16 protein-coding genes are annotated in these 21,143 nt (G+C 32.8%); 9 read left to right on the forward strand and 7 right to left on the reverse strand.

Translation table 11 applies throughout. The features are described 5' to 3' along the window. Position 1 precedes the first annotated feature (1 nt). Together ACQY44_RS24550 and ACQY44_RS24555 are read right to left on the reverse strand one after the other, a co-directional pair. Positions 2-646 carry an endonuclease III domain-containing protein gene (locus ACQY44_RS24550; protein WP_428232906.1) on the reverse strand — a complete coding sequence of 215 codons (645 nt, stop codon included), beginning with the start codon at positions 644-646 and terminating at the stop codon, positions 2-4. Positions 647-693: 47 nt separating this feature from the next. Then, positions 694-1,560: an alpha/beta hydrolase gene (locus ACQY44_RS24555; RefSeq protein ID WP_428232907.1), complete on the reverse strand. Its 867-nt coding sequence runs from the start codon at positions 1,558-1,560 to the stop codon at positions 694-696. 138 nt (positions 1,561-1,698) lie between these two features. On the opposite strand from ACQY44_RS24555, the gene ACQY44_RS24560 reads away from it, so the two are divergent. The 6 genes from ACQY44_RS24560 (at position 1,699) to ACQY44_RS24585 (ending at position 11,312) form a co-directional block, all read left to right on the forward strand. Beyond that, positions 1,699-3,126 (forward strand): glycogen synthase, encoded by a 1,428-nt coding sequence (locus ACQY44_RS24560; protein WP_428232908.1) that lies wholly within the window; start codon positions 1,699-1,701, stop codon positions 3,124-3,126. Beyond that, the gene (locus ACQY44_RS24565; protein WP_428232909.1) at positions 3,116-4,396 is read left to right on the forward strand and encodes a glucose-1-phosphate adenylyltransferase; all 1,281 of its coding nucleotides are present in this window, start codon (positions 3,116-3,118) and stop codon (positions 4,394-4,396) included. Before ACQY44_RS24560 ends, ACQY44_RS24565 begins: the two co-directional genes overlap by 11 nt. Before the next feature lie 38 nt (positions 4,397-4,434). Beyond that, the gene (glgB, locus tag ACQY44_RS24570) at positions 4,435-6,339 is read left to right on the forward strand and encodes a 1,4-alpha-glucan branching protein GlgB (protein ID WP_428232910.1); all 1,905 of its coding nucleotides are present in this window, start codon (positions 4,435-4,437) and stop codon (positions 6,337-6,339) included. A gap of 199 nt (positions 6,340-6,538) precedes the next feature. After that, positions 6,539-8,938 (forward strand): glycoside hydrolase family 31 protein, encoded by a 2,400-nt coding sequence (locus ACQY44_RS24575; RefSeq protein ID WP_428232911.1) that lies wholly within the window; start codon positions 6,539-6,541, stop codon positions 8,936-8,938. A gap of 85 nt (positions 8,939-9,023) precedes the next feature. Continuing rightward, a complete protein-coding gene (locus tag ACQY44_RS24580; protein WP_428232912.1) occupies positions 9,024-9,836 on the forward strand; it encodes a M48 family metallopeptidase in 813 nt (270 codons plus the stop codon). Between the two features lie 171 nt (positions 9,837-10,007). Next, positions 10,008-11,312: an MFS transporter gene (locus ACQY44_RS24585; protein WP_428232913.1), complete on the forward strand. Its 1,305-nt coding sequence runs from the start codon at positions 10,008-10,010 to the stop codon at positions 11,310-11,312. A 35-nt stretch (positions 11,313-11,347) separates the two neighbouring features. Here ACQY44_RS24585 and ACQY44_RS24590 read toward each other — a convergent pair whose 3' ends face one another. The 5 genes from ACQY44_RS24590 to ACQY44_RS24610 all read right to left on the reverse strand — a co-directional run bounded on the left by ACQY44_RS24590 (position 11,348) and on the right by ACQY44_RS24610 (position 16,474). Next, positions 11,348-13,186, reverse strand: coding sequence for a serine hydrolase (locus ACQY44_RS24590; protein WP_428232914.1), 1,839 nt, complete (start codon positions 13,184-13,186; stop codon positions 11,348-11,350). Between the two features lie 274 nt (positions 13,187-13,460). Then, the gene (locus ACQY44_RS24595) at positions 13,461-14,201 is read right to left on the reverse strand and encodes a head GIN domain-containing protein (RefSeq protein ID WP_428232915.1); all 741 of its coding nucleotides are present in this window, start codon (positions 14,199-14,201) and stop codon (positions 13,461-13,463) included. Positions 14,202-14,243: 42 nt separating this feature from the next. After that, positions 14,244-15,302, reverse strand: a complete 1,059-nt coding sequence (locus ACQY44_RS24600) for a hypothetical protein (RefSeq protein ID WP_428232916.1) — start codon at positions 15,300-15,302, stop codon at positions 14,244-14,246. After that, positions 15,286-15,828: an anti-sigma factor gene (locus ACQY44_RS24605; protein ID WP_428232917.1), complete on the reverse strand. Its 543-nt coding sequence runs from the start codon at positions 15,826-15,828 to the stop codon at positions 15,286-15,288. Before ACQY44_RS24605 ends, ACQY44_RS24600 begins: the two co-directional genes overlap by 17 nt. A 91-nt stretch (positions 15,829-15,919) precedes the next feature. Beyond that, on the reverse strand, positions 15,920-16,474 hold the full coding sequence (locus ACQY44_RS24610) for an RNA polymerase sigma factor (RefSeq protein ID WP_428232918.1): 555 nt from the start codon (positions 16,472-16,474) through the stop codon (positions 15,920-15,922). Between the two features lie 286 nt (positions 16,475-16,760). Between ACQY44_RS24610 and lon the strand changes: the two genes are divergently transcribed. From lon to ACQY44_RS24625, 3 genes are all read left to right on the forward strand, one after another. Then, the gene (lon, locus tag ACQY44_RS24615; RefSeq protein ID WP_428232919.1) at positions 16,761-19,214 is read left to right on the forward strand and encodes an endopeptidase La; all 2,454 of its coding nucleotides are present in this window, start codon (positions 16,761-16,763) and stop codon (positions 19,212-19,214) included. A gap of 243 nt (positions 19,215-19,457) precedes the next feature. Next, on the forward strand, positions 19,458-20,477 hold the full coding sequence (porQ, locus tag ACQY44_RS24620; RefSeq protein ID WP_428232920.1) for a type IX secretion system protein PorQ: 1,020 nt from the start codon (positions 19,458-19,460) through the stop codon (positions 20,475-20,477). Between the two features lie 4 nt (positions 20,478-20,481). Next, positions 20,482-21,081, forward strand: a complete 600-nt coding sequence (locus ACQY44_RS24625; protein ID WP_428232921.1) for a murein L,D-transpeptidase catalytic domain-containing protein — start codon at positions 20,482-20,484, stop codon at positions 21,079-21,081. Positions 21,082-21,143 lie beyond the last annotated feature (62 nt).

The raw sequence follows: 21,143 nt of genomic DNA on the forward strand, positions 1-21,143 counted from the left end.
TTTATATTATTTGTGTTAGATAATAATGGCAAATATCTGCCAATAAACATTCTTCGCATTTGGGCTTTGGTCTACATATTTCTCTTCCATGAAATGAAATTGCCATTCCAATTTCTGACCAGATAGATTTTGGCAACGCTTGCATTAATTCTTTTTCGACTTTATTTCCGTCTTTACTTTCTTTTATAATTCCAATCCTTGGAGCTACACGAATAACGTGTAAATCAGCAATAATACCTTCAGCTGGCTGATGGGTTTCTCTCATTATAACATTAGCAGATTTTCTTCCTACACCTTTTAATGCGGTTAATCCTTGCATGGTTAAAGGTATATCTTCATCATTTTTGATTGTTTTTGCCATTTCTAACAGCCATTGTGCTTTTGTAGGATAATTTCTAACATTGCTAATAAAGGGTATAAATGTTTCAGCATCAGTTTTTGACAAACTTTTAAGTGTTGGAAATTTATCAAATAAAGCGGGAGCGATTTTATTAATATTGGCATCAGAATCCTGAGCAGATAAAACTACCATAACCAGTAATTGGTAAGTATTTTGATATTCCAGAGGATGCTTTTTTCCTTTATATTTCTTTAAAAGGGGTTTTAACTTTGTTCCCCAGTCAGATGTTTCTCCAAATAAATCCATTTCTATTTTCTTTACAATTGACGAATAAAAACATAACTATCATAAAATTAGTTACTTTTAATGAAATCTACGACCTTTTTAATCACATTTTTATCTCCCAATATTTTTCTGTGGCCTAGCCCCTGGGTTAAAAACAAACTTGAGTTTTGTAGATTTTCATGAATATGAATTCCGGCTTTTACAGAAACTTCAGGATCATCTTCATCATGAATGACTAAAACAGGAATAGTAACTTTTTGTGCGGCAAGATAAGCGGAATAATCATTCATTTTAGTTTGATATTTCTTTTCAAAAAGATCACGTAATCTATTGCTGATTTCCTGTTTCAAGCCTAATTTTGAAATAAATTCGTCCAAAATATCCTGCACAATATCTCCGCTACCAATAATAATGGCTTTCTCTACTTTTAAACCGTCTTTAATAGCGTTTAAAACTGACATTCCACCCAGGGAATGCCCAATTGCAATTTCAAATGGCCCATACTGTTTTTCCAGTTCTAAGATGGAAAATATAAAATCGGACATAATGGTAGTTTTTCCTTCGGATTTTCCATGTGCAGGAGCATCAAAACTCACGGTAGAATATCCGTTTTTTAGAAGCTCGTCAGCTATTTTAAATAATTGTGTTCCGCGACCGGACCAACCATGGACCAGCAAAATTTTATGTTCACTTTCTCCATATTCATAAGTAACAATGTTTTTATGTATTGCAGGAACTGAAATCGTTTTTTTAATGCTTTTATGATCCATCTCAAACTCTCGTTTCGGGACTTTGTGTTTTATTGGTGTTGTAAAAAGCCTTGCAGTAAATATAGTAGCTGTTTTAGGTGAAATAAAAGCTAGTATTTTACTGTATAATATGATAATCTGTGGAATTTTTAAAGATTCTATAGGATTTGTAGCCTTTTTTGTCATATCAATAAATTTTTTTCGGAGCCTTAATTTTACTTATTTTTTCCTAAATTTAGGAAACATAAAAGTAGCATTTTAATATGCTTACTAAAAAAAAATAATTAGCAAATTAGTTTTAATAATACGTTTATAAATTTCTAAATGGAAATATTTCATATTAGTGCAGAATGTTACCCAATGGCAAAAGTCGGCGGTTTAGCCGATGTCGTAGGTGCATTACCAAAATACCAGCAGAATGCTGGCCATGAAGTTAAGGTTGTGGTTCCTTGTTATGATACTAAATTCAGGAAAGAAAATGATTTTGAGTGTGTGCATTGGGGAACTGTAAAACTCGGTAATTTTGATTTCCCTTTTAGTGTACTAAAAGAAACTACAGATAAGTTAGGATATGAATTGTATCTGATCGAAATTAAAGAATTATTTGACCGCCCAAATGTTTACGGATATGAAGATGATATCGAACGATTTTTATCTTTTCAAATTGCTACTTTAGATTGGATTTCAGCCCGTACAACTGTGCCTGATGTTATGAATTGCCATGACCATCATACCGGATTAATTTCATTTTTGGTTAAATATGCTTATAAATATGAAACTTTACGATCTGTAAGAACTGTAATTACAATTCATAATGGATTGTATCAGGGTTGGTTTGGTTTTGATAAATTACATTACTTACCAGAATTTGATTTAATTCATGTTGGATTTTTAGAATGGAATAATTCGCTTAATTCTTTGGCTGTAGGAGTAAAGTGCGCACATGCTGTAACAACAGTTTCTCCTAGCTATTTAGACGAAATTAATATCTCTGCAAATGGTCTGGAATCTCTGTTTAATTCGGTTAGAAATAAATCAAAAGGAATCTTAAACGGAATAGACATTGAAGTTTGGGATCCTGCAAAAGATCAAATGGTTGCTGAAAATTATTCTATTGAGAATTTAGAAATTGGAAAGCAAAAGAATAAAGAAAAGTTATGCGAACAATTTGAGTTAGATCCTGCTAAACCATTATTTAGTTTCATTGGTCGATTATTTGAAGAAAAAGGAGGAGATTTATTACCTCAGGCTTCTGCGTTGGCCTTGTCTGAAAATTTCGAAAACATAAATATTTTGATTTTGGGATCTGGAAATTCTGTTATTGAGGAGCAATTAATACAATTACGAAATGATTACAAGGGAAATTATAATGTTTTTATTGGTTATAACGAAGAATTAGCACATTTGATTTATGCAGGTTCAGATTTTATTTTAATGCCCTCAAGAGTGGAACCTTGCGGCTTGAATCAGATGTATGCCTTGCGTTATGGTACTGTTCCAATTGTTAGGAGAACTGGTGGTTTGCGTGATACGGTAATTGATTTTGGCGATAACGGAAACGGAATATGCCATGATCAGGCGTCAGTTGGAGATATTTGCTATTCTATAAATCGCGCAGTAAAATTATACGACGATAAAATAAATTTTGATAAAATAAGAAAAATGGGAATGGCAATCGACCATTCATGGGAAAGAGTTTGCCAAGAATATATTGAGATATACAACCTAATAATTGAGAAAAATGAAATTTAAAAAGAAAAATGTAATTGCCATTATTTTAGGAGGAGGACAGGGATCGCGTTTGTATCCATTGACAGAAACCAGATCAAAGCCAGCAGTACCAATTGGTGGAAAATACCGATTAGTAGATATTCCTATTTCAAATTGTATCAATTCTGATATTTTCAAAATATTTGTTTTAACACAGTTCAACTCCGCATCTTTAAATGCACATATAAAAAACACTTTTAATTTCAGTATTTTCAGTCAGTCATTTGTTGATATTTTGGCAGCAGAACAAACTCCGGATAATCCAACCTGGTTTCAGGGAACTGCAGATGCTGTACGTCAATGTATGTCACATTTTTTAAAACATGATTTCGATCATGCTTTAATTCTTTCAGGGGATCAATTATACCAAATGGATTTTAATGAAATGCTGGAAGCTCACATTGCGGCAGATGCTGAAATTTCAATAGCAACTTTACCGGTAAATGCAAAGGATGCTCCTGAATTTGGAATTTTAAAAACCTGTCACGAAAGTTTTGTTGAAGCTTTTATAGAAAAACCTCACGCATCACTTTTGCCGGAATGGGAATCTGAAGTAAGTGAACATATGCAGGAAAAAGGTAAAAAATATTTGGCATCAATGGGAATCTATATTTTTAACCGCCAATTATTAGAAGATTTAATGTCTAATCCCGAAACCAAAGATTTCGGTAAAGAAATTATCCCTCAAGCTGTTGGTAAACACAAAATTTTGAGCTACCAATATGAAGGGTATTGGACTGATATTGGAAATATAGAATCATTTTTCGAGGCAAATATTGGTTTAACAGCTGATATACCTGAGTTTAATTTATTTGATAATGATAATAAAATATTCACGAGACCCAGATTATTGCCACCATCAAAATTTAGAAATTCAATTATAAATCAATCTTTAATTTCCGAAGGCTGTATCATTAATGCAAAAGAAATTAAAAGTTCTGTAATTGGTATTCGTTCCAGAATTGGGGAAGGGACTATTCTGGAAAACTGTTATGTAATGGGTAACGATTTTTATCAGGATCTTGACGAGATGAACCATGAAAGCACGATTAATAAAATTCATGTTGGTATTGGCGAAAATTGTTTTATAAAAAATGTTTTGGTAGATAAAAACGTTCGCATAGGAAACAATGTTCATATCAATGGAGGAAAACATTTAGATAATTTTACAAACGAATTATACAGTATAAAAGACGGAATTGTAGTTATTAAAAAAGGAGTGGTTCTGTCGGATAATTTTAGAATTGAATAGTATACTTAAAAAATTAATTGTTGCCTTAAAAACCAAATATGAATAAAGTTATCACGCATTCTCTTTTTACTGATTTTGATATTAATCTATTTAAAGCAGGCAAACACTTCAGGTTATATGAAAAGTTAGGAGCACATTTAGTTGAAGTTAACGGAGTAAAAGGCGTTTATTTTGCGGTTTGGGCCCCAACGGCTCAATCTGTTTCGGTTGTTGGTGATTTTAATTATTGGACAGAAGACGAACATTTGCTACAAGTCCGTTGGGATTCTTCGGGAATTTGGGAAGGATTTATTCCGGGTATCGAAAAAGGAGCACTTTATAAATATAAGATAGAATCGAGTATTAACGGAATTGTAACTGAAAAAGCGGATCCATTCTCGTTATATTGCGAAAAACCACCCCATACAGCTTCGGTAGTTTGGGACTTGGATTATAATTGGAAAGACGAAAAATGGATGGAAATACGTCCGGGAAAAAACGGTTTGGACAAACCTTACTCGGTTTATGAAGTGCATTTAGGTTCCTGGAAACGCGGAGAACACAATCGTTTTTTGACTTATCTGGAACTTGCTGACGATCTGGTAAACTATATAAAAGAAACAGGTTTTACACATGTTGAATTTATGCCTGTTATGGAATATCCGTATGATCCTTCGTGGGGATATCAATTGACAGGTTATTTTGCTCCAACTTCCCGTTTTGGTAAACCGCAGGATTTTATGGTGCTGGTCGACAAATTGCATCAGGCTGGGATTGGAGTGATTTTAGATTGGGTTCCATCTCATTTTCCTGATGATGCGCATGGCTTAGGTTTCTTTGATGGCTCGCATTTGTACGAGCATCCCGATCGCAGGAAGGGATATCACCCGGATTGGAAAAGTTTGGTTTTTAATTATGGACGTAATGAAGTCAGGGCATTTTTAATCAGTAATGCCGTTTTTTGGTTGCAACATTATCATATTGATGGTTTGCGTGTTGATGCCGTAGCTTCTATGTTATACCTTGATTATTCACGAGAAGAAGGGGAGTGGGAGCCTAATATTTATGGAGGCAGAGAAAATCTGGATACAATTAGTTTTCTTAAAGAGTTTAATGAAGTAATCTATGCTAATTTTGATGGAGTTCAAACTATTGCTGAAGAAAGTACTTCTTTCCCAATGGTATCAAGACCAACGTTTACAGGTGGTTTAGGTTTTGGAATGAAATGGATGATGGGATGGATGCACGATACTTTAAAATACTTTCAGAAGGAAACAGTTTATAGAAAGTACCATCAGAACGATTTGACTTTTTCGATGACCTACGCTTTTACTGAAAATTTTATGCTTCCGTTTTCTCATGATGAAGTGGTCTATGGAAAAAAATCTATAGCCGGTAAAATGCCTGGTGACGAATGGCAGAAATTTGCTAATTTAAGGTTGTTATACGGTTATATGTTTACACATCCAGGAACCAAATTACTTTTTATGGGTTCTGAATTTGGACAAAGTGACGAATGGAATTTCGAAAAAAGTCTGGATTGGCATTTGTTGCAATATGATTATCATTTAGGAACACAGAAACTGATTACAGACCTAAATCAATTGTATAAATCGCGTCCTGCATTATATGAAAAACAATTTTCAGGAGAGGGCTTCGAATGGATTAATTATTCGGATCATCAAAATGCAGTTTTGTCTTATATTCGAAAAGGAAATAACCCTGATGAAAATGTAATCGTAGTTTGTAATTTCACACAAATAGTTCGCGAAAATTATAGAATTGGAATTCCGAAAAAAGGTAAATTGGAAGAGATCTTCAATAGTGACGCATCTGTTTACGGAGGGAGTGGAGTTGGAAATTTTAAATCTTTAAAAATTGATCCTGTACCTTATGACGGAAGAGACTTTTCAGTTGAATTAATTTTACCTCCTTTAAGCGTTACCGTTTATTCTTTTAAATAGAAAATTATCTTTTTTTCGAGATACCAATTTATCAATTTTATGTTTTAAAATTATCGAATTGTTTATTTTTTGAGGTCTAATTTATCACCCATTCAGAAAAAACGTTTTCGTGAATAAACCTTATATTGATATAGGTTTAAATGGTTTTTTTGTATGTTTGGAATAGAGATAAAATTCGAATAATTAATTCATTAGCGTTATGATTACAAATACATCATTAGAATACAAAGGCGATTTATACCCATCAAAAATTGTTTCGTATGAACATGAAGGCGATTCTGTTTTTTTTCATACCGATAACAAAGTCATCTTAAAAGTTACTATTCTTAGAGACAGTTTAATTCGATTTCGTTTTACTACAAAAGGTTATTTTAGTAATGATTTTTCGTATGCAATTGACAAAAGCCAGTTGCATGGTTATAATTTTTTAGAACTTACTGAAGAAGAAACGTATTTTCAGATCAAAACCAGTAAAGTAAAATGCAAGATTCAGAAAGCTGATCTTCGTTTGTCTATCTATGATTTAAACGATCTTTTAATTCTTGAAGACGAACTTGGTTTTCATTGGGAAGAAAGTTACGAATATGGCGGAAACATCGTAAAAATGAGTAAATCTTCTAAAGATGGAGAATGTTTTTACGGCCTTGGAGATAAAGCTACCCAAATGAATTTAAAAGGCAAAAGACTAGAAAATTTTGCTACAGATCAATACGCTTATCAAAAAGAGCAAGACCCTTTGTATAAAGTAGTTCCTTTCTATATTGGTCTACAGAACAAACAATCTTATGGAATTTTCTTTGATAATACTTTTAGAACTTTCTTTGATTTTTGTCAGGAAAGAAGAAACGTTACCAGCTTTTGGGCCGAAGGTGGAGAAATGAATTATTATTTTGTTTATGGCCCTCAAATGCAGGATGTTGTAACCACTTATACAGATTTAACGGGGAAACCGGAACTTCCGCCACTTTGGGTTTTAGGATACCACCAATGTAAATGGAGTTATTATCCCGAGAGTAAAGTTAAAGAGATTACTTCAAAATTTAGAGAACTCAAAATTCCATGTGATGCCATTTATCTTGATATTGATTACATGGAAGGATTTCGATGTTTTACCTGGAATAAAAATTATTTTCCTGATCCCAAACGAATGATTGCTGAATTAGCCGAAGACGGTTTTAAAACGATTGTTATCATTGATCCGGGAATTAAAATTGATAAAGATTACTGGGTTTATCAGGAAGCTTTAGAAAAAGATTATTTTTGCAAAAGAGCCGATGGGCCTTACATGAAGGGTAAAGTTTGGCCGGGAGAATGTAATTTTCCTGATTATACAAATCCCGTGGTAAGAGAATGGTGGGCAGGATTATTTAAAGAATTAATTTCAGATATTGGAGTAAAAGGAGTTTGGAATGATATGAACGAGCCTGCCGTTATGGAGGTTCCTAATAAAACGTTCCCGATGGATGTTCGTCACTCTTATGACGGAAATCCTTGTAGTCATAGAAAAGCTCATAATATTTATGGAACGCAAATGGCAAGAGCAACATATCACGGTGTGAAAAGATTTACTTATCCTAAACGCCCTTTTGTAATTACGAGATCGGCTTATTCGGGCGCACAACGTTATACATCATCGTGGACGGGAGACAATGTAGCAACCTGGGAACATTTGTGGCTTGCTAATATTCAGGTACAACGAATGAGTATTTCCGGAATGGGATTTACAGGTTCTGATATTGGTGGTTTTGCAGAACAACCTACAGGCGAACTTTACGCACGCTGGATTCAGTTAGGGGTATTTCATCCGTTTTGCAGAACGCACTCTTCAGGAGATCACGGCAATCAGGAACCTTGGGCCTTTGATGAAGAAGTGATTAATATCACCCGTAAATTTGTGAGTCTTCGTTATCAATTATTACCTTATTTGTACACCATGTTTTGGCAATATATTGAAGAAGGAATCCCAATGCTAAAACCATTGGTTTATTATGATCAGGAAGATACACAAACACATTACAGAAACGACGAATTTATATTTGGAAATCAAATTTTGGTGTGTCCAATTCTTGAACCTAATGCTGTAGGTAGACGTATGTATATCCCAAGAGGCGAGTGGTATAACTACTGGACAAATGAATTTGCAACAGGAGGAAGAGAAGTTTGGATTGACACTAAATTCGACGAAATCCCGGTCTTTGTAAAGGCAGGAGCTATCATTCCTAAATATCCTGTTCAGCAGTACGTAGGTGAACTTGATTTTGATGAATTAACACTTGATTTGTATTTTAAAATTGGTAAAGAAAAGTCAGTTGTTTATGAAGACGGACAAGACGGTTACGACTACAAAAAAGGACGTTACAGCTTTTTATCTTTTAGTACAATCGGAAAAGAAAAAGAGCTTATTATCCAACTTCATAAAGAAGGAAAATACGATACCCCTTACACTAAATATAAAATTAACTTAATCGGACTGCCATTTAATGTTATAGAAATTGAAATTGATAATGAAAAAATAGCTTTTGAAAAAATAGCTTTTGATGATAATAATTTCTTAATTGTTGATAAAGAGTTCAATGAACTTCATATCATAGGTAAATAAGCAAATTCTGTTAAAATTCTAAAAAATTATATAAAACATAAAATAATATTAATTGTATTTTTGCTTGTGTTAAAAATATAAAACCATGAAGAAACATTTAATATTAGTGATTTTTACTGCTGTGTTAGTAATTAGTTGCGCTACAAACCCTGTAACAGGAAAGAAAAATTTGAACTTCGTTTCAAATAGCGAATTGTTCCCTTCTTCTTTTCAACAATACAATACTTTCATAGCTCAAAATAAAGTTATAACAGGAACTGCAGACGCCAAAAGAGTGGAAGCAGTTGGAATGAGAATCAAAGCAGCTGCAGAAAAATACTTAACCTTTTTAGGCCAGTCTCAATATTTAAAAGATTACCGTTGGGAGTATAAATTAGTTGAAAATAAAGAAGTGAATGCATGGTGTTTGCCAGGAGGTAAAATTGTAGTGTATTCCGGAATTTTACCAATAACCCAAAACGATGCAGGCTTAGCTACTGTTATGGGACACGAAGTTTCGCATGCATTGGCAAATCATGGAGCACAAAGAATGAGTGCTGCACAATTGCAACAAATAGGAGGGGCGGCATTAGATGCAGCAACAAGCTCTAAGTCAGAAGTAACCAGACAAATATTCGCACAAGCTTACGGAGTTGGTTCTGAAGTAGGAGTAATGCTTCCGTTTAGCAGAAGTAATGAAACAGAAGCAGACAAAATTGGCTTAACCCTTATGGCAATTGCAGGTTACAATCCAGATGACGCAATCTCATTCTGGACCAGAATGTCCGCCAAATCCGGAGCAGCAGGAACACCTGAATTCATGAGTACTCACCCGTCTGATGCTACGAGAATTGCTAATTTAAAAGCGTTAATTCCTGAAGCGAAAGCTACAGCACTTAAAGTTGGAGTTTTAAAATAAAGATCTTAATTGTTCAATAATATCATAAAAGCTATTCTTTTTTAGAATAGCTTTTTTTATGTAGAGATTATTTAAAATTGTTTATAATTTATTAATATACGATTTATTAGATTTCTATTTGATTATGATAAAAAATAGATAAATTCGTAGCCTGTTAACTAAACCAATTATATGAAAGATTTACAAAAAGGAGATAAAAAATTACTAAATGCCTGGGCTTTTTATGATTGGGCAAATTCAGTTTATCCATTAGTTATTTCATCTGCTGTTTTTCCTATTTTTTATGAAGCTTTATTTTCTGAGAGAGATCATTATATTGATGCTTTCGGAATGAATCTTAAAAATTCGGCCTTAATAAGTTTTGTTACTGCTGCAGCATTTTTAGTTGTAGCTTTTATTTCTCCTTTGTTATCCGGTATTGCAGATTATGTGGGAAATAAAAAATTATTTATGAAATTCTTTTGCTATATGGGGGCTTTGTCCTGTATGGGATTATACTGGTTTAATCTTGAAAATATATACATAAGCTTACTTTTTTACTTTTTAGGATTGATTGGTTTCTGGGGAAGTTTGGTTTTTTACAACTCCTATTTGCCGGACATTGCTTTTCCGGAACAACAAGATAAATTAAGCGCTAAAGGATATTCATTAGGATATGTAGGAAGTGTTGTTTTGTTAATTATAAATTTAGTAATGATAATGGGCGCTGAAGGCGGAGCTGCTAAAGTTGAAGCGATGCGATATTCATTTCTAATGGTAGGTATTTGGTGGATTCTTTTTAGTCAGTATACGTATTATTATTTACCAAAAGGAAATAAAACAACAGATCAAAAAGTAACAAAAGATGTTATTTTTAATGGTTTCAAAGAATTGAAAAAAGTGTGGAAATTACTTGAAGAAAATATTTCGTTAAAACGATATTTAGGAAGTTTCTTTGTTTACAGTATGGCAGTACAAACCGTAATGATTGTGGCTACTTATTTTGGAGCGCAGGAAATTCAATGGTCTTCAGAGAGTGAAAGTACAACAGGTTTAATTATCTGTATCCTATTAATACAACTGGTAGCGATAGGTGGAGCCCTTTTAACCTCAAGAGCATCAGCAAAATTTGGAAACATTCCAACATTAATTGTTATCAATTGTATTTGGGCAGTACTTTGCATATTAGCCTTTTTTATAACATTACCGATTCATTTTTATGTTATGGCAACTTTAATAGGTTTTGTTATGGGAGGAATTCAGGCGCTGTCTCGTTCAACATATTCTAAATTATTGCCTGAATCAGAAGATACAGCATCTTTTTTCAGTTTCTATGATGTTGCAGAGAAAATTGGAATTGTAATCGGAATGTGTATTTATGGTATAATCGATCAAATTACCGGAAGTCCTAGATTTTCTATTGTTTTTCTGGCAGTATTTTTTACAGTTGGCGTTTTGTTATTAAGGAGAATACCCAAAAAAGGCATTTTAAATTAATGCCTTTAGTGATTTTATAATTTGTTTATTTTTAATTAAAGCCGAGTATTGATTCTTGCAATCATCTGTCTGGCATTTTCATTATGAGTATTAAGATCTAATGATTTTTGATAGCTTAGTTTGGCGAAATCTAATTTTCCAATTGTTTCGTAAATTTCTCCTAAACTGTCATAAGTATTGGCAGATTGAGGATATTCCTGGCAGTTAAGGATAAAAATCTGAAGAGAAAGATCAGTTTGTTTTTTGTTTAAAAACAGATATCCCAGATTATTCAAACTTTTTTCAAAATTAAAGTCAGGATATTTTAATCTCAGCTTTTTTAATATGATTACCGCGTTTTCAAAAGTATTTTCGCTAAAAGCTTCCGTTAACTGAGTTTGAGGAGTTCTTATCTGATCTAAAGTTAACTCTAATGCTTTGGTAGTAAAGTCTGGCCTGGAAATACTTATTCCTGTAAGTTCATTTTTGTCGTTCAGATTAAATTCAATAATATTGGGGTAGTTGTCCATTTTGAAAGAATTATTCCCCAGATAATGCATCCTGCTTTTTTCGTCGCTAAAACTCTCCGCTAAAAATGGTGAACTAAGATATAATATGTTATTTTCTTCAAAAATTTTAGTTGTCCCTATTCGGTCGTAGCCATATAAAATTTCAGTATAATATCCTTTTATAGTTTCCTTTAATTTTAAAGGAATAGGATCTTCATTTGTTATTTCAATAGGTTTGTCCCAATTAAGTTTTGTAATGACCTCTTTTTCTATATAAGAAATTACAGGCAAACGATTTGGTTTGTCTCCATTTGCAAGTACTGCAATTCCATTACCATTTTTCATTGTACCCATTAAATCTCCCCCGGTTCCGGTGTTTGACCCATCGTGAGAAAACCATTCCAGATTTCCAAAACCCAAACTCCTTTGCCAGCCATAACTCCAGCCACGCGGGCCATTCATGGTAACAATATCAGTAACCTTTTTGGCAACAGCAGTAGAAATTACTTTATTTCCTTTTCCTGATAATGCTTTTTGCATTTCGATAGCAATTTCCGCTAAGTCAGTAGGAGTAGACCATAAACCTGATGGAGCAACCTGTGGCGTAATAGGTATTCCGGTTTTAATAATTTTGCCTTTGCTATTATGTACTTTGGCAATATTGGTTAAAAAACCTTTTTCGTTAGGCTGAATCATAGTGGAATTTTGTAATTGTAAAGGATCCAAAAGATTTTCTTTTATAATCTGAGCTAAAGTTTTTTTTAAATGATCCTCAAGTGCACATTGAATAATTACATAACCACCACCGCTATATTCCCAACTTGTTCCTGGTTCAAACAGAAATTCAATTTCTTTGTCAGATCGGGATAATAATTTTCCTTGTAAACTTTCTACAATTGTTGGTATTGAATCGCCTTGATAATAATCTTCAAAACCACTTTGACTTGTTCCGGCTGTATGTGATAAAAGTTGTTTCCAGGTCACATTGTTAGTATTAGAAGAATTACTTTTAGGTAGTTCCCATCTTTTTAAATAACCCGCAATAGGATCATCTAAATTAATTAGTCCTTTTTCTTCTAACATAGCACAGACAATTGCTACCATAGGTTTTGAAATTGATGCAGTCGAAAAAGCAGTATTTTGATCGATTTTTTCTTGATAATCTGCTGCTTTTACTCCCCACTGATTTGTCCAGATTATTTTGTAATTTTCGAAAACAGCAACACTTAACCCTTTAAGATTATACTGTAGCATCATTTCTGAAGTACTGTTTTTTAAGCTGTCTAAAGAATTGATTTTATACGCTGAATTTTCTGGATCTTTTGTTTGAGAAAAAGATAAGGCACAAGAAAAAGCAAGAAGGAAAATTAAGATTGTCCGTCTCATAGTATTGATTTTTGAAATTTATTTAAGTAAATTTTACTTTTTTATTCTCATTTAAAGAATTCTATACGAGATGTCTGGTATAAGTTTTACCATTTTACAACACGAATAGAAACGGAATGTTTTAAGTCTGGATTGTTTTACTATAGTGAAGATTAACACTATTGACTAAGATTGTAGAATTTAAGCTCAATAATAAAAGAAGATGATTGTGTTTCTTTTAAAATTTTGATTTGATGATTTTTTGAATTCTTTTATTATTGAGCTTAACTTAAAATTATGCTTTTGAAATATTTCCTGATCCTGAAACTTTAACGTCACGTTTTTCAGGACTTCCGGTGTATTTAATATCTCCTGAACCGGAAACTCTTGCGGTTAGACTTTCGGTGCAGTTAACCCTGCTATTTCCGGATCCTGAAACATTTACATCAACATTTTTAGATTTTAAATCAGTAGCATCAATGTCACCTGACCCTGAAAGTTTTGTCGTGAAAGTATCAGTATTTCCTTTTAAACGAACATTTCCGGAACCACTTAGGTTTAATTCTAAATTATTGGAATCGATTGCTAAATTAAAGTTGCCCGAACCGGATAATTTCGCTAAAAATTTATCATTTTTGATACTATTTTTTGATTTAACATTTCCTGAACCGGTTAAATTCACTTCCGATATTTTTTCAAACGGAACCGTAACTTCGATTTTTTTACCAATACCAGGTCTGATATTGCTTCCTTTTTCAACATAAATTTTCAGGACATTATCTTCAACTTCGACTTTAATAGAAGATAATAAATTTTCTTCTCCTTTAATGATAATTTTGCCTTCTTTTCCGGCTACCAGATCAACGTCAAAAAAGCCGGAAACTCTTATTGCGTCATATTCAGCTGTTGTTCTTGTTTGAGAAATTACATTACCGTTTCCTTTGATTTTGTTTTTGTCATTTGATGACCATTGCGCATTTGCAATAAAACTTATTAATAATGCACTACAAACTAGTAATTGAATTGATTTTTTCATGGTTTTGATTGATTATTATTTGTTGATTGACTTATGAAACTACTATTTTCTAATTAGGATTACATTGCCATAATTAGAATTGATCACGACTTTATTTTGCCCTTTTTTCTTATTATATCCACTTATTCTTTTTGAATTATTTTTAATTTCGCTAACTGAAACATCTAAAGAACTATCATTCTTGATATTGCCGTATTTTGTATTGATATCAAAATCAAAAGAATAGTTTGCATCATAACCTAACGAGATATTTGTATATCCAGTATTAATATTGACGTTCTTTGACTTCTCATTCATTAATTCTACGTTTATTTTAGAGTAAGTCGATTCAATAGTTAAGCTGTTAGAAACTTCAGCTACAGAAATGGTTAAGTAATTTCCGGAACCAACGAGCGAGTTTATTTTTTGAAATTTAAAACCGCCATAATTCCCATCATATTTTATGTTTTGGCCTTCCTGCAATGATACATCGCTGTAATTGGCATCAAGATTCAGATTTCCTGATTCGTTTATTTTTAGTCCTGAATAACGCGCTTCAATATTCCCGTTTTTAATATAATCTATACTTGAGTTTTGACTGTATCCAAGTTCAATTCTATTGTTTGTACCATTTAGTTTTCCTAGTATAACTTTACCATATTTACAAGAAATATCGGTACTGGATTCTAAAGTGAATGTTGTGATGTTTCCGTATTTATTATTCAGCTTTACCGTTCCGTTTTTCGGAATTTTTATTACATAATTGATTTCAAAACTATTACTGCTTCCCCTGCTTTTTAAGGAAGAGTTGCCAAGGTTGGTAACTGCCGAAACGAGGGATTTAAGAGCCGTAATATCAACATCGATACTGTTTAATCTTTCACTTACCCAATTTTCATTTCCTCCTGTTACCTTGATCGTGATATCAAGATCAATTTTATCTTCATCCCAGGTACTTACTGTGATGTTTCCGTATTTATTATCGATATCAATTCCTGCGTTCGAGTTTACGATATAGGTTTTTTTGATATTTTTCTGTTTTGAAATAAAGCTGTCATCATTTGAAAATCCTAAAAAAGGAAGCAAAAGAAATAAGGTTAGTATGTTATAATGTTTTTTCATGAGTAGTATTTTTAAATTTTTCATTATCATCAATTCGCTGTAAAACCGTTTGTAAAAAAGATATTCGGGTTTGCAGATTGCTGATCATGGCATAAATGATTTGTTTGTTTTCGCCGTTTTTTTGAACCTCTTTTAGAATTTTCTCATAATCTGCATCAAAAACCTTCATTTGTTTCAATGCATCGTTAATGATTTGTGCATTTTCAGGTGAACTTTTCTCTTTTAGTTTAATTAATTCATTATCAATTAGAATGCTAAAAATAGAATCGGTTCTTTTGGTTTCTTTCGAAGCAAATTTAAATTCTTTGGGTTTTTCATAATTGTTATAAAAAAGGGACACTCCTAACAATACTACAATTGATGCAGCAATTGCCCAGACGGCATAATTTAATTTTTTAGGTTGTTTTTGTTTTTTGTTTAATTTATTTAAAAAATCAACTTGATGGTCAGCATTCATTCTCTTTACATCCCACTGATTTTCGAATTTTTCAAATAATTGATCTAAATCGTCATTTTCCTTTTTCATATATGTAAAATTTATTTTTTAGTATTAAAATATGGCGCCGCCTTTTTATTTCCTTGTCTTTGTTTGCGCAAAACTCTTGTTGTCGGCGACCTCATAAATCCTCTAATTTTTTTCGTAAGCTTTCTTTTGCTCTGCTCAGTGTTGTTCTGCAATTCGCATAGCTAATGTTTAAAATTTCGCTAATTTCTTCCTGATCATAACCTTCAATATAGAAGAGCGTCAACACCATACGATAGTTATCTTTTAAACCTAGAATGGTATCTAAAACTTGTTTCACTTTAAGTGAATTCAAATCTATATTTTCAGAAAAAAAGCTATCGTTTTCTTCTATTTTATATAATGTCTTACTCAGATCTTCGACCTGAAAGGCATTATTCTTCTTATAAAAATCAATACTGTAATTGACAATTATTTTTTTTAACCACGCTCCAAAAGCCACTTCCTGTTTGTAGTCGTTAATTTTAGTAAAAGCTTTGAGAAAACCTTCCTGCATGACGTCTTGTGCAAAATGTTCATCTTTTACTATACGGTACGCCACATTATACATGGCTTTACTGTAACGATTGTAAACTTCGAATTGTGCCTTTTGGTTATTCTCTTTACAAAGTGTGATTAATTCTTCGATATTTTGGTTTGTAATACTCAAGTAATGGTTGCTAGTTTTTTATAATGACTTTCCTTTTTTTGGTTTGTTACACTTTTGCTAAAATTAATTGTATTTTTTTTTAAAATACCTCTGTTTGTTCTATTAATTGGTTTTCTGTATTAAATTTCAAAACTTTCTTTTTTGCTTTTGGCATAATGATTGTCTATTTTTACCGCCTATCTTATAAATGAAACACTTAGCGCAGTTTTATTAAAACGAACTACATCTGAGGTTAGATTTGAGGTTAGAATTAAAAATTTAATGACAAAACGACTTATATACTATTATGTCAGACCATAAAATACTCACAATTGACAATCTGTCACTTCAAGAATTTGATTCAGAAGCAGAATTGATTCCATTATTAACTCCAGAAGACGAAGAGGAAATGAACAACGAGGAGCTTCCGCTTTCGTTACCAATTTTACCTTTGCGTAACACTGTTTTATTTCCGGGAGTTGTTATTCCTATTTCTGCGGGGAGAGACAAATCAATTAAATTAATAAACGATGCTAATGCTGGCGGAAAAATCATTGGAGTAGTTTCTCAAATTAATGAAGAAGATGAAGACCCATCAAAAGATGATATTCATAAAATAGGAACAGTAGCGCGAATTCTACGTGTTTTAAAAATGCCTGACGGAAACGTTACGGTAATTTTGCAGGGAAAAAAACGTTTTGAAATAGACGAAGTCCTTTCGGAGGATCCATACATTACTGCAACTATTAAAGAAGTTTCAGAAGATCGCCCGGAAGAAAACGATACTGAGTTTACGGCTATTTTAGATTCTGTAAAAGAATTGGCCATCCAGATTATTAAGGAAAGTCCAAACATTCCTTCAGAAGCTACTTTTGCGATTAAAAATATTGAAAGCCAATCGTTTTTAATCAATTTTGTTTCTTCTAATATGAATTTATCGGTAAAAGAAAAACAAGGTTTGTTATCGATAAGCGGATTAAAAGAAAGAGCGCTTGAAACTTTACGTTATATGAACGTGGAGCTGCAAAAATTAGAATTGAAAAATGACATTCAGTCAAAAGTTCGTTTTGATTTAGACCAGCAACAGCGTGAATATTTCTTACACCAGCAAATGAAAACCATTCAGGAAGAATTGGGAGGCGTTTCGCAGGAGGAAGAAATGGATGAAATGGGACTGAAGGCGAAAACTAAAAAATGGGATGAAAAAACGCAAAAACATTTCGAAAAAGAATTGTCTAAAATGCGTAGAATGAATCCGCAATCGCCAGATTTTGGAATTCAGCGTAACTACTTAGAATTGTTTTTAGAATTGCCCTGGGGTGAATATTCTAAAGATAAATTTGACTTAAAATATGCACAGAAAATATTAGATAAAGATCATTTTGGACTTGAAGAAGTAAAGAAAAGAATGATTGAGCATTTGGCTGTATTGAAACTTCGAAACGATATGAAATCGCCAATTATATGTTTGACAGGACCTCCGGGAGTTGGTAAAACATCAATTGGACGTTCTGTTGCCGAAGCTCTAGGACGTGAATATGTACGTATTTCATTAGGTGGCTTACGTGATGAGGCAGAGATTCGCGGACACAGAAAGACTTATATCGGTGCAATGCCGGGAAGAATTATTCAGAGTCTGAAAAAAGCCGGAACATCAAACCCTGTTTTTATTTTAGACGAAATAGACAAACTCTCAAGTGGTAATAGCGGAGACCCTTCTTCTGCTTTATTAGAAGTTCTGGATCCGGAACAAAACAACGCTTTTTATGATAATTTCCTCGAAATGGGGTATGATTTGTCTAAAGTCATGTTTATCGCTACATCTAACAATATGTCTTCGATTCAGCCTGCTTTGCGTGACAGAATGGAAGTGATTAAAATGTCAGGATATACAATTGAAGAAAAAGTAGAAATCGCAAAAAGACATCTTTTTCCTAAGCAATTAGAAGCACACGGATTAACGGCTAAAGATTTGACAATTGGTAAAAAGCAATTAGAAAAAATCGTAGAAGGATATACGCGTGAATCAGGTGTTCGTAATTTAGAAACTAAAATTGCTCAGGTTATTCGTAATGCTGCAAAATCAGTTGCGATGGAAGAGGAGTACAATAAAAAAGTAACTGATGAAGATATTGTCAAGGTTTTGGGTGTACCGAGATTAGAACGTGATAAATATGAAAACAATGATATTGCAGGCGTGGTAACAGGTTTAGCCTGGACTAGTGTTGGTGGTGATATTTTATTTATCGAGTCTTTAATATCTGAAGGAAAAGGTTCGTTGACTATTACCGGGAATCTTGGGAATGTAATGAAAGAATCAGCTACAATTGCTTTAGAGTATATCAAAGCGAATGCTAAAAAGTTAGGATTAAGTGTTGAGCTGTTCCAAAAATATAATATTCACTTACATGTACCTGAGGGAGCAACACCAAAAGACGGACCAAGTGCGGGTATTGCAATGCTGACTTCATTAGTTTCGTTGCTGACACAAAAGAAAATAAAGAAAAGTTTAGCAATGACAGGCGAAATCACGCTACGTGGAAAAGTTTTGCCAGTTGGCGGAATTAAAGAAAAAATCTTAGCAGCAAAAAGAGCTAACATTAAGGAAATTATTTTATGTCATGAAAATAAAAGTGATATTGATGAAATAAAAGCCGAGTACTTAGAAGGTTTGACTTTTCACTATGTAAAAGAAATGAGTGAAGTTTTAGCTTTGGCGCTTACAGATCAGAATGTTAAAAACGCAAAACAGTTAAAATAAAAATTGACTGTAAATTCAATATTTAAAAATCCAAATTCCAAAAAAACTGAATATTTTTCACTTTGGAATTTGGATTTTTTTTTGTTTTTTAGTTTCAATTTGGAACTTTTAATTTTGGAATTTCTTCTTCAATTGGAATTTGAAATTTTTTTATTGGAATTTTAAATTTAATTTATTTTTTATAAGTTATATAATTTTATCTTCGCAGTTGCGTTATTCCCATATAGGAATCGCCCCAAAAGCATGTTAAAACGATTTGTTTTACTTTTTTTTATGTTAGTTTGTTCGGTTTCTTTCGGGCAAATTGGAGGGCGCTACACTTATCAGTTTCTTAATCTAACTACTTCTCCAAGGCAGGCGGCGTTAGGAGGTAAAAATATAACCATTTATGATGAAGATGTCAATCAGGCAATGTCCAATCCCGCAGCTTTAAACGAAGATATGGACAATCATCTTGCAATGAATTACGGCAACTACTATGGGGAAGCTTCTTACGGAACTGCTTCTTACGCCTATACTTATGACAGGCATGTGCAAACATTTTATGCCGGAATAAGTTATGTGAACTATGGTTCGTTTGAAGGTTATGACGAAAATGGCCAGGCAACATCAGATTTTACAGGGAGTGAAGGTGCTCTTTCGTTAGGATATGCTTATAATATCCCTTACACAGACATACATGTTGGAGCTAATGTGAAGTTAATAAGTTCGACCTTAGAAAGTTATAATTCGATTGGCGGTGCAATTGATGTGGGAATTATGTATGAAATTCAAAAAAATAATGTAAATTTGGCCCTAGTATTTCGAAATATAGGAAAACAGTTTACTACTTATTCAGGAATACAAGAGAATTTGCCCTTTGAAATCATTGCTGGTGTTTCGCAAGAATTAGAACATGTACCTATTCGTTGGCATCTTTCCTTAGAGAATTTGCAACAATGGAATATTTCTTTTTCGAATCCGGTCAGAAGCGAAACCAACATTGACGGATCAACAAGTGATGAGAAAGTTTCGTTCGTAAATAATGCTTTGAGACATGTGATTATGGGAATCGAACTTTTTCCTCAAAGAGCATTTAATTTGCGTTTAGGATATAATTTTAGAAGAGGTGAAGAATTAAGAATTGACGAGCAACGTAATTTTTCAGGAGTTTCTTTAGGATTTGGTTTAAAAATGAATAAGTTAAAATTTAATTATTCGTATTCAAGATATACATTGGCAGGAAATACAAGTCTTTTTGGTCTAATCTTAAATTTTCAATAGTGATATGAAAATAATCAGTTTGTTTTTATTTGTAACTGTAGGGTTTTTAACGGGTTCAAAACACTACTATAAGGAAGAAGCGATGACTTCTCTGGAAGTCGAAAGAATGAATACCAGAGTTAGTGAAATAAGAAACATGATTAGTATTGATCCTAAATACAATACTAAAATTGCTTTTTTTGTCGATATGAGAATACCTTCAGGTAAAAATCGTTTTTTTGTTTACGACCTGGTAAATAATAAAATTATAGATCAGGGACTTGTAGCTCACGGGTCAGGATCTGAAACCGGAGTAAAAGGTAGTTTGAAATTCAGTAATGAACCCAATTCAAATTGCACTGCATTAGGCAGATATTCTATCGAAAAATGTTATAAAGGATGTTTTGGAAAGTCATACAAACTAAATGGTTTAGACGAAACAAATGATAACGCCTTAAAAAGAGCTATCGTTTTACACTATTATTCAGCCGTTCCTTATGATGAGCAGGATTATTATATCAGTAACAGTCATGGATGTCCAATGGTTAACGAACAATTCTTTAAAAGAATTGAAAAGATAATTGATACTTCAAAATCTAAGATTATTTTAGACGTTTATTATTAAGATTCTTAGAAATTAATATCTATTCATAAAACCTTTTATGATCTAAAGCAGTTTTGTTTTTG

The organism is Flavobacterium sp. (assembly GCF_965277525.1).
In the GTDB taxonomy this organism is placed as follows: Bacteria; Bacteroidota; Bacteroidia; order Flavobacteriales; family Flavobacteriaceae; genus Flavobacterium.